At 68.0% G+C, this 15,401-nt stretch carries 11 protein-coding genes; 7 read left to right on the top strand and 4 right to left on the bottom strand.

Annotated elements, in window-relative coordinates; translation table 11 throughout:
- The first annotated feature begins 2 nt into the window (after positions 1-2).
- The 4 genes from M2271_RS04010 to M2271_RS03995 all read left to right on the top strand — a co-directional run bounded on the left by M2271_RS04010 (position 3) and on the right by M2271_RS03995 (position 4,183).
- A complete protein-coding gene (locus M2271_RS04010) occupies positions 3-1,139 on the top strand; it encodes a hypothetical protein (protein WP_280885659.1) in 1,137 nt (378 codons plus the stop codon).
- Positions 1,136-2,059, top strand: a complete 924-nt coding sequence (locus M2271_RS04005; protein WP_280885658.1) for an alpha/beta fold hydrolase — start codon at positions 1,136-1,138, stop codon at positions 2,057-2,059. Before M2271_RS04010 ends, M2271_RS04005 begins: the two co-directional genes overlap by 4 nt.
- Before the next feature lie 88 nt (positions 2,060-2,147).
- Positions 2,148-3,059: a metal-dependent hydrolase gene (locus tag M2271_RS04000; RefSeq protein ID WP_280885657.1), complete on the top strand. Its 912-nt coding sequence runs from the start codon at positions 2,148-2,150 to the stop codon at positions 3,057-3,059.
- Between the two features lie 23 nt (positions 3,060-3,082).
- The gene (locus M2271_RS03995; protein WP_280885656.1) at positions 3,083-4,183 is read left to right on the top strand and encodes a PDR/VanB family oxidoreductase; all 1,101 of its coding nucleotides are present in this window, start codon (positions 3,083-3,085) and stop codon (positions 4,181-4,183) included.
- Between the two features lie 571 nt (positions 4,184-4,754).
- On the opposite strand, the gene M2271_RS03990 is transcribed toward M2271_RS03995, so the two are convergent.
- Positions 4,755-5,486: a hypothetical protein gene (locus M2271_RS03990; RefSeq protein ID WP_280885655.1), complete on the bottom strand. Its 732-nt coding sequence runs from the start codon at positions 5,484-5,486 to the stop codon at positions 4,755-4,757.
- Between the two features lie 261 nt (positions 5,487-5,747).
- On the opposite strand from M2271_RS03990, the gene M2271_RS03985 reads away from it, so the two are divergent.
- Positions 5,748-6,536 carry a DeoR/GlpR family DNA-binding transcription regulator gene (locus M2271_RS03985; RefSeq protein WP_280885654.1) on the top strand — a complete coding sequence of 263 codons (789 nt, stop codon included), beginning with the start codon at positions 5,748-5,750 and terminating at the stop codon, positions 6,534-6,536.
- 59 nt (positions 6,537-6,595) lie between these two features.
- Here M2271_RS03985 and M2271_RS03980 read toward each other — a convergent pair whose 3' ends face one another.
- The 3 genes from M2271_RS03980 to M2271_RS03970 are packed head-to-tail and all read right to left on the bottom strand — an operon-like array spanning position 6,596 to position 9,721.
- Positions 6,596-7,498: a carbohydrate ABC transporter permease gene (locus M2271_RS03980; RefSeq protein WP_280885653.1), complete on the bottom strand. Its 903-nt coding sequence runs from the start codon at positions 7,496-7,498 to the stop codon at positions 6,596-6,598.
- Positions 7,498-8,466 carry a sugar ABC transporter permease gene (locus M2271_RS03975; protein WP_280885652.1) on the bottom strand — a complete coding sequence of 323 codons (969 nt, stop codon included), beginning with the start codon at positions 8,464-8,466 and terminating at the stop codon, positions 7,498-7,500. Before M2271_RS03975 ends, M2271_RS03980 begins: the two co-directional genes overlap by 1 nt.
- A 4-nt stretch (positions 8,467-8,470) precedes the next feature.
- Positions 8,471-9,721, bottom strand: coding sequence for an extracellular solute-binding protein (locus tag M2271_RS03970; protein ID WP_280885651.1), 1,251 nt, complete (start codon positions 9,719-9,721; stop codon positions 8,471-8,473).
- Positions 9,722-10,391: 670 nt separating this feature from the next.
- Between M2271_RS03970 and M2271_RS03965 the strand changes: the two genes are divergently transcribed.
- Both M2271_RS03965 and M2271_RS03960 read left to right on the top strand, forming a co-directional pair.
- Entirely contained in the window at positions 10,392-13,367 is a 2,976-nt protein-coding gene (locus tag M2271_RS03965; RefSeq protein WP_280885650.1) for a TIM-barrel domain-containing protein, read from the top strand.
- Positions 13,368-13,498: 131 nt separating this feature from the next.
- The gene (locus M2271_RS03960) at positions 13,499-15,364 is read left to right on the top strand and encodes a DUF4091 domain-containing protein (RefSeq protein WP_280885649.1); all 1,866 of its coding nucleotides are present in this window, start codon (positions 13,499-13,501) and stop codon (positions 15,362-15,364) included.
- Positions 15,365-15,401: the final 37 nt, after the last annotated feature.

Genomic DNA, 15,401 nt, shown 5'->3' with positions numbered 1-15,401 from the left:
CCGTGACCACCACGCCCAAGCCGGCGCCCGGCGCGAAGAAGGCCCAGGACGCCGCTGCTCCGCGTCCCATCCCCGAATTCGAAGGTGTCCACGACGTATGGCCCCGCGGTGACCGGCTGCGCGCCGTGCGCAGCGCCGCGGCCACCTACCGTGAGCGGTTCGTCCAGCAGGGCCGCATCCACGCCGTCCGCAGTTTCGACATCGCCGCCGCCCCGTACCCGACCCGGTTCGGCTTCCACGGCGCCGCGCTCGCCGTCAACCCGTTCGTGAGCATCGTCAACCGGATGCTCGTCGTGCAGTTCGACGGCTTCGACGGTGAGCCGAAAACACTGGTGTGGGAGCCGACCGTCGCCGCCGGAACGGCTCAAGCGCCGTTCTACGCCCAGCTCAAGCGGCTGGCGGGGGACTTTCTCACCGAGCGCGTCTTCGCCCGCTTCTACCAGGACCCGAACACCGTCCTGCCCTCCTGCGGTCTGCGACCCGAGGACGTGGACTTCGTCAGCTTCGACCACCTGCACGTCCAGGACGTGCGCATGATCATGGGAAGTGCCAGCACCATTCCCGGCGAGCGGGCGCCCCGCGAAGCGCTGTTCCCGCGCGCCCGGTTGTTGGTGCACCGCAGGGAGCTCGGCACCTTCGAATCGGTGCATCCGATGCAGTGGGCCTGGTACGTCGACGGAGGCATGGACGGGGTACCGCCCGAGCGCGTCACCGCCTTCGACGGCGATGTCGAACTCGGTGTCGGCGTCAGCCTGCTGTGGACCCCGGGCCATACGGACGGCAACCACTCCCTGGTGCTGAACACTCCCGACGGGGTGTGGGTCTCCTCCGAGAACGGCATCTCGGCCGACAACTGGCAGCCCGAGCTCTCCCGCATTCCCGGGGTGCGCCGCCACGCCGCGTTCTACGGCCATGAGGTGGTGCCCAACGCCAACACCCTGGAGGACTCGCTCGACCAGTACGACTCCATGGTCAAGGAGAAGACGCTCGCCGACCCCAGCCGACGCGATCCGCGCTGGCTGCAGATCCTGCCCTCCTCGGAGCTGGCCCCCTTCAAGCGGCAGTGGCCGGTGCTGCCCGGCTTCTTCCACGGCGGTCTGAACTACGGCGAACTGACCCCTGCCAGCGGTGGCCGATGACCGGCCCGGCCGCCCGCCGGATCGCTGCGGACGGCGTGGAGTTGGCCGCCTACCAGTGGGGAGTGTCCACGGCTCCTCCGGTGGTGCTGGTCCACGGCTATCCGGACACCAGCGCAGTGTGGCGCCCGGTTGCCGAGCGCCTGGCCGACCGCTTCCACGTCACCGCCTTCGACGTGCGGGGAGCCGGTGCCTCCCACCGGCCCAGGGGTCTGCGCGCCTACCGGATGTCCCGCCTGGAAGCCGACCTGGAGGCGGTTCTCGACGCCGTGAGCCCCGACCGTCCGGTGCATCTGGTCGGACACGACTGGGGATCGATCCACTCCTGGGAGTCGGTCACCGGCACCCGCCTGGCCGGGCGGATCGCCTCGTTCACCTCGATCTCCGGCCCCTGCCTGGACCACGTCGGCCACTTGATCCGTGCCCGCCTTCGGCCGCGGCATCCGGATCTGCCGAAGATGCTGCGGCAGGCCGCACGGTCCTGGTACATCGCCTACTTCCATCTTCCGCTCGTGCCCGCCCTGACCTGGAGAGCACTGGGACACCGCTGGCGCGCCTTCCTCACCGGCTCCCAGGGTGTGCCCGGGCACACCCCCTACCCCGCGCCGACGCTGGCCCGCGACGCCGTGTCCGGCACCGCGCTGTACCGCGCCAACATGCTGCCCCGCCTGCTGCGTCCCCGGGACCGGCCGACCACCGTCCCGGTTCAGCTCATCATCCCCACGCGCGACTTCTGCGTCACCCCGGTGCTGTCGTACGGAGTGGAGCACTGGACGCGCCAGATACAACGGCGCCCGATCGACGCCGGGCACTGGGTGCAGCTCAGCCACCCCGAGGAGGTCGCGTCCCGGATCGCGGAATTCGCCCACCGTATCGAAGACGGCTCCCGCCGCAGTCCGGACCACACCGGGCACCCGATCTGACGGACCAGCAGTAACAGACCGGCAGTACTGGACGACTGCCTGACCGCCCTTCCGCACACACCGATCGCCGACGGAGGAGGAACCTGTCATGTTCCGAGCCGCACATGCCCACCCGGAGAGCCCCTCCGAGCCCATCGACCACCACGACCTGGTGCTGCAACCCCGGGACGTCACCTTCGACTGGGGCACCACCCCGCTGCACTGGCTGCCGGGTGAGCCCTTCGCGACCCACACCTTCGATGTGCTCCACCTCATGCTCCCCGAGCTCGAACGCTGGTTCGTGCGCACCTTCGAGCAGGCACTGCCACTGATCACCGACGACCGGCTGCGTGAGGACGTACGCGGTTTCATCGGCCAGGAAGCGATGCACGCCGAGGCGCACCAGGAGGTCCTGGAGCACCTGCTCACCAAGGGGCTGGACCCGGCTCCGTACACCCTGCAGTCCGAATGGATCTTCCGAAGGGTGCTCGGAGACCGGACGGAGCTGATGCCGGCCGCCACCCACGCGCACCTCCTCCAACGGCTCGCCCTCATAGCGGCCTTCGAGCACTTCACCGCGTACATGGGTCACTGGATTCTCAGCAACGGGCACCTGGACCGGGCCGGCGCGGACCCCGCGATGCTCGATCTGTTCCGCTGGCACGGCGCGGAGGAGGTCGAACACCGTTCGGTCGCGTTCGACCTGCTGGTGCACCTCGATCCCCGGTACCGGCGCCGAGTGGCCGGCATGCTCGTCACCGCTCCGGTGCTGATCCGGCTGTGGATCCGCGGAGTCCGCTTCCTGATGAGCGCCGACCCCGAACTGGACGACCGGGTCGAGGTCCGCTTCCGCGACTACCTGGCCGCCGCCCGCAAGGACCTGTTGCCCCGGCCGGGCTCGTTCGCCCGCTCGGTACTGCGCTACTTCCGCCCTGGCTACCACCCGACCCAGGAGGGCTCGACCCAGCTGGCGGTCGCCTACCTGGCGGCGTCCCCCGCTGCCCGAGCGGCTGCCCGATGACCCAGCAACCAGTGAGGCATCCCATGGACATCAGCACACCCCTCACTCGGCCGCCGGACCTGTACGGCAGACCGCGCAGCGACTCCTTCATGCAGAAGCTGGCGGCTTTCAGCGACAACGCGGTCACCCGCCTCGCGCGGCGCAGCACTCCTCCCAGGCGTCCGCCGACTATCGAGATGCCCGTGATCCGGGAACTGGTGGTCGCCACCAAGCACCAAGAAGCCGAGGATGTCGTCTCCCTGTGGCTGGCAGCACCCGACGGGGGAATACTCCCGCCCTGGCAGCCCGGCGCCCACATCGAACTGCACCTGCCCTCCAGCCGCAAGCGGCAGTACTCCCTGTGCGGCGACCCTGCCGACCGGTACCGGTACCGCATCGCGGTGCGCCGCATCGCCAACGGTGGAGGCGGTTCGGCCGAGGTGCACGACACCCTCGGAGACGGTGTGCGGGTCGCCGTCACCGCGCCCCGGAACGCCTTCCCCTTCGCCGCCGAAGTGTCCATCCTGCTCATCGCGGGCGGCATCGGAATCACCCCGATCCTGCCGATGGCCCGGGAAGCCGCCCGACGCGGCCTGGACTGGAGGCTCGTGCACACCGGCCGCAGCCGCGGCTCGATGCCCTTCGCGGCAGAGCTGGCCGAACTCGCAGCCGCAGCCCCTGGCCGGGTCTCCATCCGTCCTGACGACGAGTCCGGCGTGCCCGAAGCAGCCGATCTGTTGAGCTTGAGCCCGGCGGCGGGTGCGGTGTACTGCTGCGGGCCCGCGCCCATGATCGACGGCGTTCGGCGCGCGTTCGGTGGCAGCCGCGCGTCAGCCCTGCACTTCGAGCGTTTCGCCCCGGCCCCGATCACGGACGGCCGTCCCTTCGAACTTCAGCTGGGCGACGCCGGAAGAGTTCTGCCAGTGCCGCACGACCGCTCCGCCCTGGATGTTCTCCACGAGGCCCTGCCGGACATGTCGTTCTCCTGCCGCCAGGGGTTTTGCGGCACCTGCCGGGTACAGGTGGCCCATGGCCATGTTGATCACCGTGACCGTCGGCTCACGGCCACCGAACGTGCGGAGGGCGCCATGCTGCCCTGCGTCTCGCGTGCACCGGAAGGAGAGCGGTTGGTGCTGGAGGTGTGAGCGATGGCCGAGCGCCCGTAGAGGGCGGCCGTAGCCGCGGGGCCGTCGGAAATCCAGTTCATCCAGTCCGGCCCCACGACGGCCAGCAGGAGGGAACTGTGTCGCAGCGCGGCCAGCAGGGAGTCGGGGTAGGCCTCGCCAGGAGCGATGGACCTCGACGCACGGAAGAGGTGCTGCGGGCCGAAGCGTCGCGACAGCTCCTGGTCGATCAGTGCGGCGGTCTTCTCCCCGTCGCCAGTCCGGTAGTTGATGCAGACCTCTTTCATGGTGATGTCCCCCTCAGGAATTGGACGAGCGCGATAACGTGCCGAGCCGCGGCCCGAGCTGACGTACGGAAGGGTGATCCGAATGGCGGGCAAGGATCCGGGCGAGACGCCGCAGGTCGTTCGTGACGGTCGCTGAGCGCACCGCCGCCACGCCGGCGAGCAGTGGTGCCGTCAGCGCACACGCGTGGTCGACCTCGCCGGCTGCCGCCAGATCGACTGCGCGCTCTCCGTGCGATGCAGTCCCAACGGGTCCCGGCCGCGCTGTCATCACGCGATGTCGATGTCATCACGCGATGCAGACGTCATCACAAGATGTTGACGGCCCGGGCGACCACCAGGACCACAGTCACCAGCGAGACCGAGGACTGCAGCATCATCAGCAGTTTGGCCCAGTGTGACAGCGGCATCACATCGGTCGGGCTGAAGGCGGTGGAGTTGGTGAAAGACAGGTACAGGTAGTCCACGAATGCCGGCTCCCAGTCCGGCGGCGCGGTCTGTGGGCTCTGCATCTGGACGAAGAGGAAGTCGGCGAACTGATGGTGACCGCGGGCCCGCGCCATCGGCCCGCCGCGGTCCCACTCCCAGTACCACAGGGCGAACACGATGACGTTCGTCAGCCAGATGCCGCCGCCGGTCAGCAGCAGGGGCCCGGCGTCCGCCCCCTCGGTGCCGTTCACCAGGCCCGCCACCAGCCGGGCCGCCGCCCAGCCGTTGGCCAAGCTGATCACGCAGATCAAGGCCAGGCCCAGCCAGCGCAGCCAGCGGGTACGGGGCTCCACCCGTCGCGGGTTCGCCGCGATCAGGCCGGCCAGCAGCAGTAGTTCCAGGACCGGCAGAGCCCAGTACGGCTGGAAGGTGAGCCGGTGCGGCAGCATCAGCTGGAGGGCGACCGCCATCAGGATCACGGCGGTCACCGCCCAGCGCGTCTCGCCCCGCGTCGCCCGGCGCCATGCGGGTGCCGCATCGCGCTCGCCGCTCTCCAGCAGTCGTTCGATCCTGGCCAGGCGGCTCTCGGCGTTGTCCCTACCCTCGGTCATGGCGATGATTGTCCCGGGTCACATGGTGATCAGGGGACCGGCGGGCCCGTGGGCGGCCTCGCCGTAGTCGAAGCGCAGTTCACAGTTCGCCGCTCACAGTTCGCCGTTCGCCCGGAGACCGCCTGTCCACGTGGCTGACACGATCGTGCACAGAAGTGTTGGCTTTGGCCGTCTAAGCTGCTTAAACAGGCATTGCCTTTCAAAGAATCGGACACGGCTCGTGCTTTCACGGGTCCGCACACCATGGACAGGGGACGACGCATGGCGGCACCGCAGGACCGATGGAGTGCCTTGCTGGACATGCTGACGCGCGACGGGCGGATCGAGGTCGAGGCCGCCGCGGACGTACTGCACGTCTCCGCGGCCACGATCCGGCGGGATCTGGATGAGCTGGCACGCCAGCAAATGGTCACCCGTACCCATGGCGGCGCCGTGATCAACGCCATCGCGTACGACCTTCCGCTGCGCTACAAGGCCGCGCGCAACGCTCCGGAGAAGGAGCGGATCGCCAACGCGGCGGCGGGCCTGGTGAAGGCCGGGGCCGTGGTGGGTCTGAACGGTGGCACCACGACCACCGCGGTCGCCCGGGCGCTGGCCATCAGGCCCGAGCTGAGCACGGAGGGCGCCGGACCCTCGCTGACGATCGTCACCAACGCGCTGAACATCGCCAACGAGCTGGTCGTACGCCGTCATGTGAAGCTCGTCGTGACCGGGGGAGTGGCCCGCCCTGCCTCGTACGAGCTGACCGGACCCCTCGCCACCGGGATGCTCGCGCAGATCACGCTCGACCATGCCTTCATCGGCGTGGACGCGATCGATGTCCGGCACGGGGCGACGGCCCAGGACGAGGGCGAGGCGGGCATCAACTGGGCGTTGGCCCGTCGCGCCGAACGGGTGATCGTGGTCGCGGACTCCTCCAAGCTGGGTCGGCGGGCCTTCGCCCGGATCTGCCCGGTGGAGGACGTCGATGTGCTGGTGACCGACAAGGCGGCGGGCCCGGAGCTGACCGAGCCCTTCGCCGCGGCGGGTGTGGAGATCGTTCGAGCGTGAGCGCCTTCCGGGCGTTGCAGGCCGTTCGGGCCTGAGCGCCTTCCGGCCTTGCAGTCAGGTCACTTGATGCCACCAGCCGTCAGACCGCTGATCAGATAGCGCTCCACGAAGACGAAGAGGACGACGACCGGCACGATCGCGATCAGGGACGTGGCGAAGAGGTACTGCCACTGCTCCTGGTACGCCGTGACGAATCCGGGGATGGCCTTGGTCAGCGTCGTCCGGTTGCCGGACGAGGTGATGGTGAGGGCGACGACGTACTCGTTCCAGGCCCCGATGAACGTGTAGACGAGCGCGGTCACCACTCCGGGCAGCGCCAGAGGCAGGGTGATCCTGACCATGGCGCCCAGCCGGCCCGCCCCGTCCATGAACGCCGCCTCCTCCAGCTCCTTCGGGATGCTCGCGAAGTACGCGTTGAGGATCCAGATGCAGAACGGCAGGTTGAACGCCGCGTTGACCAGGATCAGGCCCTCCGCGGTGTCGGTCAGATCGAGGCTGACCATCTCCCGGTAGATGCCCACCAGCAGCGAGGTCGGCGCGAACATCTGGGTGACGAGCACCAGCAGCAGGAAGGCGCCGCGCCCGCGGAACCGGTGGCGGGCGGTGTAGTACGCGGCGGGAAGCCCCACGGCGAGGGCGAGAAGCGTGGACATCCCGGCGACGTACAGCGAGAACCAGAGCGCGTCGGAGACCGGTGGATCCTTCAGCGACCAGACGTCGGCGAAGTTCGACCACTGCCACGTCGACGGCAGATAGGACGGCGGCGACTTCATCAGTTCCGGCGTCGGCTTCAGGGCCGTCAGCAGCATCTGCAGATACGGCGCCAGGAAGAACAGGGCCACCAGCCAGCCCACCGCGGTGAGCAGCACGGTGCGCAGCCGGAGCGGACGGCGCCGACGGACCGTCGTGGATGGGGTCGTTTCGGACGGGGTTGTTTCGGATCGGGCCGTGACGGTGGACATCAGCCGATCTCCTCTCGACTGCGCACGACGCGCAGGTACAGCAGCACGACCAGGAGGATCAGCGCGAAGTTCACGACGGCCATGGCCGCCGACTCGCCTACGGCCTGGTTGTCGAACGCGAGTTTGTACATATAGGTGGTGCTCGTGTCGGTGGCGAAGCCGGGACCGCCGCGGGTCATGGACCAGATCACCGGGAACGAGTTGAACACGTTGATGACGTTGATGATGGCGGCCACCATCAGCGACGGGCGCAGCAGCGGCAGCGTGATCGAGAGGTACGTGCGGGCCGTTCCCGCGCCGTCCAGGCGGGCCGCCTCGTACACCTCGGCCGGGACGGTCCCCAGGCCGGCAAGGATGACGAACGCGGTGAACGGCAGGGAGACGAACACCGCCACAGCCATCATCCAGGCGAACGCCTGGGCGGGGTGGGCCAGCCAGTTCACCGGTTTGTCCAGGATTCCCACGTCCATCAGGACGCGGTTGACGACGCCGTAGAAGTTGTTGAGCATCCAACGCCAGGTCAGCGCCGTCATCAGGACCGATGCCGCCCACGGCACGATCAGTGCCCAGCGGACCAACCGGCGCCCGGGGAAACGCGAGTTGAGCAGCTGCGCCAGAGCCAGCGAGACGACGATGGTGACCGTGACCACGCCCACCACCCAGACCAGGGTGCGCAGCACCACGCCCGGCAGGTCCGGCTCGGCGAACAGCTCGGTGTAGTTGTCGCCACCCGCGAAACCGCGGACAACTCCGGTGGAGCTGATGTCCATCAGGGACGTGCGGACCATCTCGACGACGGGCCAGATGACCACGGCGAGGATCAGCACGAGCGCGGGGCCGAGCCACAGCAGCGGCTCCAGCGCCCGCAGGCGACCGCTCCGGGCCGGGCGGGAACCGTGTGCCGGTGTGGTCGGCGTCGGTTCCTTGCCGGCTCCGGCGGTGCGCGTGGTGACGTCCTGTACGGCCACCCCGTCAGCCGTTCTTCTCGGCGGTGTCCTGGATTTCGCCCAGGACCTTCTTGGGCTCGGTGCCCGCCACGCCGGTGCCGATGCGCTGCTTCACGGCGCCCTCGACGGCCGACCAGTTGGGATTGTCGGTGGGCGCGAAGCGTGCGCCCGACAGCGCGTCGACGAACGGCTTGTAGTAGGCGGAGTCCGAACTCAGCGCGGCTCCGGCCGACTTGGTGACCGACAGGAACCCCTCGGTGGACAGGAACTTCGAGGCGTTCTCCTTCTGGTAGAAGAAGTCCAGGAACTTGTTGACGGCTTCGCGGTTCTTGCTCTTGTCCTTCTTGAAGGCCACCAGGTAGTCCTGGACACCGAGCGTGTTGTGCGTCGTGCCGTCCTTGCTCGGCAGCGGCGCGACGCCGTAGTTCAGGTTCTTGTCGACGGCGTCGAGGAAGCCCTTGCGCATGAAGACGGCACCGTTGATCATGCCGATCTTCCCCTGCGCGAACTGGTTGAAGACGTCCTTGCGGTTGGTGGCCTCGGGGTTGGGCTGGGTCAGCCCGGCCTTGGTGAGCTTCCGCAGGAAGTCCAGCGTCTGGACGTTGGCCGGCTGATCGACCGTCCACTTGCCCGACTTGTCGGTCCAGCCGCCGCCGTTGTTCATCGCCCAGATGTAGAACTCGGCCTGGGCCTCCTCCGCGCCGAGCGGCACGCCCAGCGGGATGTCCCCGGCCGTCTTTATCTTCCGGGCGGCGTCCTCGACCTCGGCCCAACTGGTCGGCGGCTTCGAGACCTTGGCCTTGTCGAAGATGTCCTTGTTGTAGAAGAAGAGCCGCGCACTGGAGATGAACGGCAGGCCGTACTGGACGTTCCGGTACTGCGCCTGGTCGGCGAAGAGCGGCAGGAAGTCGTCGAGCACCTTCGGCGACACGACGTCCTTGGCCTGGTAGATCAGGTCGTCGCGGGCGAAGTCCGAGAACTTGTTGTAGTTGAGGACGTCGGGCTGCTGACCGGTCTGGATGTACGTCTTGACCTTGGAATCCAGCTGCTCCCAGTCGACGACCTCCAACTCGACCCGGTAGCCCGGGTTCGCTGCCTCGAAGGACTTGATGAGGTTGTCCCAGTAGGGCTGGGTGTCGTCGTCGTACTTGGCGGCCACGAATCTGATCGTCTTCCCGTCGGAGTCGCCGCCGCCGGACGAACCTCCCTTGCCGCACCCGCTGAGGGCCAGGGTGAGGGCCACACCTGCTGCGATGCCTACGAGGTTCCGTTTCACGGGGTACCGCCTTCTCTGCAACCTGGTGATTTTTTCTGCTCGAAACTGGCTTACTTCAAGCAGTAATCACCATCATGCCCAACAGGAAGCGCGCGATGTCAAGGGAGGAAGGGTTGCCGGTGCGTTACGTCGAGGCTCGAGGCGGGGTGGTCGCGCTCGCTCGGCCGGTGCCGTCTCCGGGGTGCTGGATGTGCCCTCCGGTCGCGGTCGGCCGGTCCATCGCCGCGGTCACTCGGTTCCCCGTCGCGGTCACGCGGACCCGATGAGCCCGTCAGTGGAGGGATCGGGTGGAGGGGTGGGTGCGGAGGGCCCGGGCGGAGGGGTCGGAATCAGTCGAATTGGTCGCGGTTCACGCAGAATTTACAGCCGCTTCTTTCGGGTCCGCCCCCTCTCCGAGCAGGGCGCGGGGCCAGGGAGGCGACTGTCACCAGGGTCGACAGTGGCCCGTGGTGTTGCCGAGAAATCATGGAAGGGAATGTTGACAGCTGACGTTTATGGCCAGAACATGAGCAGAAATGAGCATGATCTTGTCGTGCCGTTCCGCGAAGTAACCCGTGCTGTTCCGCGAAGCAACACCCCGCCCGGCAACGCCCAGCCCCGCCCCCCCCGCTGGAGGACGTGAGTGCCCATTCAACCGCTCAGGCGCAGAACCCCTAGGCCAGGAACACTGTTGGCCGCCGCGCTGGCCCTGACGCTCGTACCGTCCGTGACCGGCTCCCTCACCACAAAAGCCCAGGCGGACACCGGCTCCCGGCCGAAAGTGACCCAGAGCGCGGACGGCCTCACCCTGTCCGTGCCAGGCACCGGGAACACACCCGGCTACGCCGTCGACGTCGCCACCGACGCACTCGCCCTGACGACCGAGCGCTCCGGGAAGACCGTGCTCGGCACCGCGGGCGGCGACGACGGAGGACTCCGCTTCCGCTCCGGCGGGAAGTGGGAACACGCCACCAAGGTCACCGACTGGACGTGGAAGAGCGGTGTCCTCACCCTCACCACCGACACCACCCTCGACGGCGCCACCGTCAAGGCCCGGCTCACCCCCGCAGCCGACCGCTACCAGCTGGACTGGGACGTCGAGGGCGGCAGCCCCGACCAACTGGGCCTCGCCTACGACCTGTCATCGGCCGGCCACTGGTACGGCCACGGCGAGGCGGAGACCCCGCAGGGCGGTCCCGGCACCAACCAGCCCTGGCCGCTGGACGCCGGCGAGGTCGACCACAAGACCTTCGGCCCGGCGTCGTACCACATGATCGACCCGTTCTGGTACACCTCCAAGTCGACCGGTCTGCGTGTCGACACCGGGAACGTCATGGACGTGGCGCTCAACAAGGGCAAGGACGGCCTCGGCACCTTCGTCGTCGAGTCGCCCGACACGTACAAGGCCACCGTGTTCGTCGAGTCGACCCCGCTGGAGGTCTACCGCGACTACATCGGCATCGTCGGCAAGCCCACCAAGTCCGACGCCCCGTACGAGCAGTACGCCAAGCCGCTGTGGAATTCCTGGGCGCAGTTCTACACCAAGGTCGACCAGGAGAAACTGCTCGACTACGCCACCGACCTCCATGACAACGGGCTGGACGGGCACACCATCCAGCTCGACGACAAGTGGGAGTCGAACTACGGCAATCTGACCTGGGATCCCAAGACCTTCCCCGATCCCAAGGGCCTCTCCAAGAAGATCCACGACATGGGGTTCGACTTCGGCGTCTGGGTCACCCTGTGGATCAACCTGGACTCCGCCAACTACCAGTACGCGGTCGACCACGGCTATCTGCTCATGGACGCCAAGGACAAGACCAAGCCGTGCGACGTGACCTGGTGGAACGGCGAGGCAGGGATCATCGATCTGGCCAACCCCGACGCCAAGGCCTGGTACGAGGGCAACCTCAAGTCCCTCATGGACACGTACGACATCGACGGGCTGAAGTTCGACACCCGCTTCTTCGACGAGAGGTGCGCGCCGCGCGAGGGCTCCCAGGTCACGGACTATCAGAAGCTGGGTACGCAGCTCGCCGACGAGTTCGACCTCCAGGGCGCCGGCATCCGGGTGCACTGGAACAAGACGGCCCACGAGGCCGGCTTCGTGACCCGTCAGGTCGACAAGGGCACCGGCTGGGACTCCCTGCGGGCCTCCGCCAGCCAGAACCTGGCCATCTCCACCATCGGCTACCCGTTCGTGGAGTCCGACATGATCGGCGGTTCCGGCGGCCAGCCCGCACCGACGAAGGACGTACTGGTGCGGTGGGCGCAATCCGCCTCGCTGATGCCGCTGATGTACGCCTCGACCTCTCCGGTGGACACCAACGACACCACCACCGGCCAGAAGGTCGACTACGACCAGGAGACGGTCGACCTCTACCGGCAGGCGATCAAGACGCACGAGAAGCTCGCCCCCTATATCTGGGACCAGGTGCAGAGCACGCTGAAGACCGGTGATCCGATCATGCGGCCGCTGTTCTTCGACTTCCCGAAGGACGAGGCGAGTTACACGGTCGCCGACGAGTGGATGCTCGGCCCGGCCGTGCTGGCCGCGCCCAAGCTGAGCACCGGCGCCACCCGCTCCGTCCATCTGCCGCCGGGCACCTGGTACGACGTGAACCAGGGCACCGTGATCCGCGGTCCCAAGACCCTCAAGGGGTACGCGGCGCCACTCGGCGTCACGCCGGCCTTCGTCAACCTCAAGGCCAAGGGCGCCGCCAAGGCCGTCAAGGCGCTCAAGCGCGACGACGCTCCGGCTGCCTCCGTCCTGATCACCCCGGATGCCCCGGTCACCGACGCCGGCAAGCCGTTCCAGGTGACCACCGAGGTGACCAACTGGAGCACCGGGACCCTCAGGAACGCCAAGGCGGCCCTGGACCTGCCCGAGGGCTGGACCGCGAAGGCGACCGGCTCGACCACCGCGAGCTCCCTCAAGAACGGAGCCACACTCACCACCACCTGGACGGTGACCCCGGCCGGCGACGCCCGCTGGGGCAGCCACGGCCTCACCGGTACCGCCACCTACAGCGGATCCGACGGGTCGCAGAAGGTGTCCGACACCGTGCAGGCGCAGGTGAAGGCCGCCCCGGGCAGCGTGCAGGCGCCGTACCTGACGACCGACACCACTTCCGAGGACCCCCAGTACGCCCAGGCCGGCGACCAGTTCGCCATCTGGGCGGGCGGCCAGGACCTGTCCGGCTGGAAGGACGAGAAGGGCGTCATCTACCGCGACGAGGCGGCCGGCGAGAAGTCCACCGTGCAGGCCCAGTTGATCTCCCAGAACAGCGCCTCACCGGTCGGCAAGGCGGGCATCGCCCTCGCCAACGACCTGACCGCACCCGAGAAGGGCGGTTACGCGGTGCTGGTCATGACCCAGAGTTACGGACTGGAGTTCATGACCGACAGTAACGGCGACGGAAAGCTCGACACCTGGGCGGGCGGTAACGCGAGCTATCACCCGGCGTATCTCAAGCTGACCCGGGACGGCGCCACCTACACCGCGTACGCCAGCAAGGACGGCAAGACCTGGTCGCAGGTCGGCACCGCCCAGGTGCCGTCGGCCGCCGGCACCGAAGACGCCGGAATGGTCGCCGGCGCGTCCAACGTCAACTACCCCGGCGAGAACATCGAAGCCGTCTTCAGCGGATTCTCCGTCACTTCCTGACACCACAGCTCCTGACACCACAGGCGCCATTGCGCGCCACGAATATCACCCCGCTTCCTGGCAGGCCCCCACCCCGTGGGGCCTGCCGGGGACCACTCCCTGCACAGCCGTGAGAGAGGGAACCCACCCCCATGGCACGTACATCCTCAGCTGTCGCCGGCTTCGTGGCCGGCGTGGTCGTGGCCGCCGGCACCACCGCGATCGCCGTCACCGGTACGACGACGGGCACCGACCCCAACTCCAAGGCCACCACCACCTGGCTGACCGTCAAGGTCGCCGACGCCATGGGCACCAGGGACACCATCACCTGGGTTCCCACCGGCTCCTTCGCGGGCTCCGCGGAGGAACGGGTTCCGCGCTACCCGATGACCGCCATCCAGGGCAAGGACACCAAGGAGCTCAAGCTCTCCGCCGTCCGCAACGAGCAGGTCTCGGCGCAGCTGGCGATCGCCTCCGGCCAGAAGCTCGACGACGTCAAGGCCGTGGTCGGCGACCTCACCGGCCCCAGTGGCGCGAAGCTGTCCGGTGCGGACACCCAGGTCCGGTTCGTCAAGTACGTGCCCGTGCAACGCTCCAAGAGCGAGGTCGACTGGTCCGCCACCATCGACCAGGTCAGCTCCGGCAAGGAGGTGTCCGGCGACCGCAACCCGGATGTGGTCGGCGACGCGCTCGAGGAACGGTCCTCCGTGGACGTACCCGCGTACGCCGCGCAGCCGCTGTGGTTCACCTTCCACATTCCCCAGCAGGCCAAGCCCGGCACCTACACCGGCACGGTCAAGGTCAACGCCGGCGGTCGCACCCAGGCCAGCTATCCGCTGACCATCGAGGTCGCGGACGCGAGCGTGCCCGACCCGAAGGACTACAAGTTCTTCCTCGACGTGTGGGCGCAGCCGGAGACGATCGCCAAGAACCACGGCGTCAAGCTCTGGTCCGACCAGCACTGGAAGCTGATCGAGAAGTACAACCGCGACCTGGCGTCGCGCGGCCAGAAGGTCATCAACACCACCATCGTCGACAACCCGTGGCACCACCAGTGGTCGCTCGGCACCCGGGAGTCGCAGACGGCCACGCCCTACACCAGCATGGTGGGCTGGGCCTGGAACGGAAAGACGTTCTCCTTCGACTTCAGCCGCTGGGACAAGTACGTCCAGGCCGCCAGGCGCGCCGGCCTCGGGCCTGACATCGGCGCCTTCTCCATGCTGGCGTTCCAGGACCAGGAGCACCTCACCTACACCGACACCAGCACCGGCAAGACCGTCTACGAGAACGTCGGCCTGGGCGGGGACCGCTGGCGGGAGGCATGGGGGGCGTTCCTTCCCGCCTTCGAGAAGCATCTGAAGACGAAGGGCTGGCTGGACCACACCTGGCTGTCCTTCGACGAGCGGCCCATCGACACCATGACGGTCGTCAAGAACTTCGTCCACGAGGTCGCGCCGGTCTTTGACGACCGTATCTCCGTGGCCGGTTCGATCAGCACCGAGGGCGTCGCGTCCAACCTGTCGGTCGACTGGGGCGGCATCGACGCGATGACGAAGGAGAAGGCGGCGGAGCGGCGCAAGGCCGGCAAGATCACGACCTTCTACGTGTACGGGGCGCCCGCCCACCCCAACACGCTGTCCTTCTCGCCCGCTGTCGAGTCGCGGATGCTGCCGTGGATCTCCGCCCAGCGGAATCTGGACGGCTTCCTTCGCTGGTCGTACAACAGCTGGACCAGCGACCCCTTCAACCAGCCGGTGCACGTCTTCACGCAGGGCGACGAGTACCTGGTCTACCCGGGCAAGGACGGCCCGATGTCCAGCATCCGCTGGGAGCAGCTGAAGGATGGCATCGAGGACTACGAACTCATCGCCGAGCTGCGGAAGAAGGACGGCGGTGCCGACAGTGACGCGCTGACCGAGGCCCTCACCACCGCGACCCGGAACCTCGACGGCCGGACGAAGGACGTCGGCGACATCGAGACCGCGCGGGCGGCAGTCGTGAAGGGACTGACGTCATGAAGGGCACATGGAGGTCGCTGCTGCTCGCAGGATCACT

It is taken from the genome of Streptomyces sp. LBL (assembly GCF_029893585.1).
Lineage (GTDB): Bacteria > Actinomycetota > Actinomycetes > Streptomycetales > Streptomycetaceae > Streptomyces.
The sequence above is the reverse complement of the archived record's forward strand: the minus strand, read 5'-3'. Positions and strand labels throughout refer to the sequence as shown.

Bases quoted from the DNA above. Each gene is read 5' to 3' on its own strand.
- M2271_RS04005 (WP_280885658.1), top strand. From the start codon at position 1,136: ATGACCGGCCCGGCCGCCCGCCGGATCGCTGCGGACGGCGTGGAGTTG.
- M2271_RS03960 (WP_280885649.1), top strand. From the start codon at position 13,499: ATGGCACGTACATCCTCAGCTGTCGCCGGCTTCGTGGCCGGCGTGGTC.
- M2271_RS03995 (WP_280885656.1), top strand. From the start codon at position 3,083: ATGGACATCAGCACACCCCTCACTCGGCCGCCGGACCTGTACGGCAGA.
- M2271_RS03990 (WP_280885655.1), bottom strand. From the start codon at position 5,486: ATGACCGAGGGTAGGGACAACGCCGAGAGCCGCCTGGCCAGGATCGAA.
- M2271_RS03985 (WP_280885654.1), top strand. From the start codon at position 5,748: ATGGCGGCACCGCAGGACCGATGGAGTGCCTTGCTGGACATGCTGACG.
- M2271_RS04000 (WP_280885657.1), top strand. From the start codon at position 2,148: ATGTTCCGAGCCGCACATGCCCACCCGGAGAGCCCCTCCGAGCCCATC.
- M2271_RS03980 (WP_280885653.1), bottom strand. From the start codon at position 7,498: ATGTCCACCGTCACGGCCCGATCCGAAACAACCCCGTCCGAAACGACC.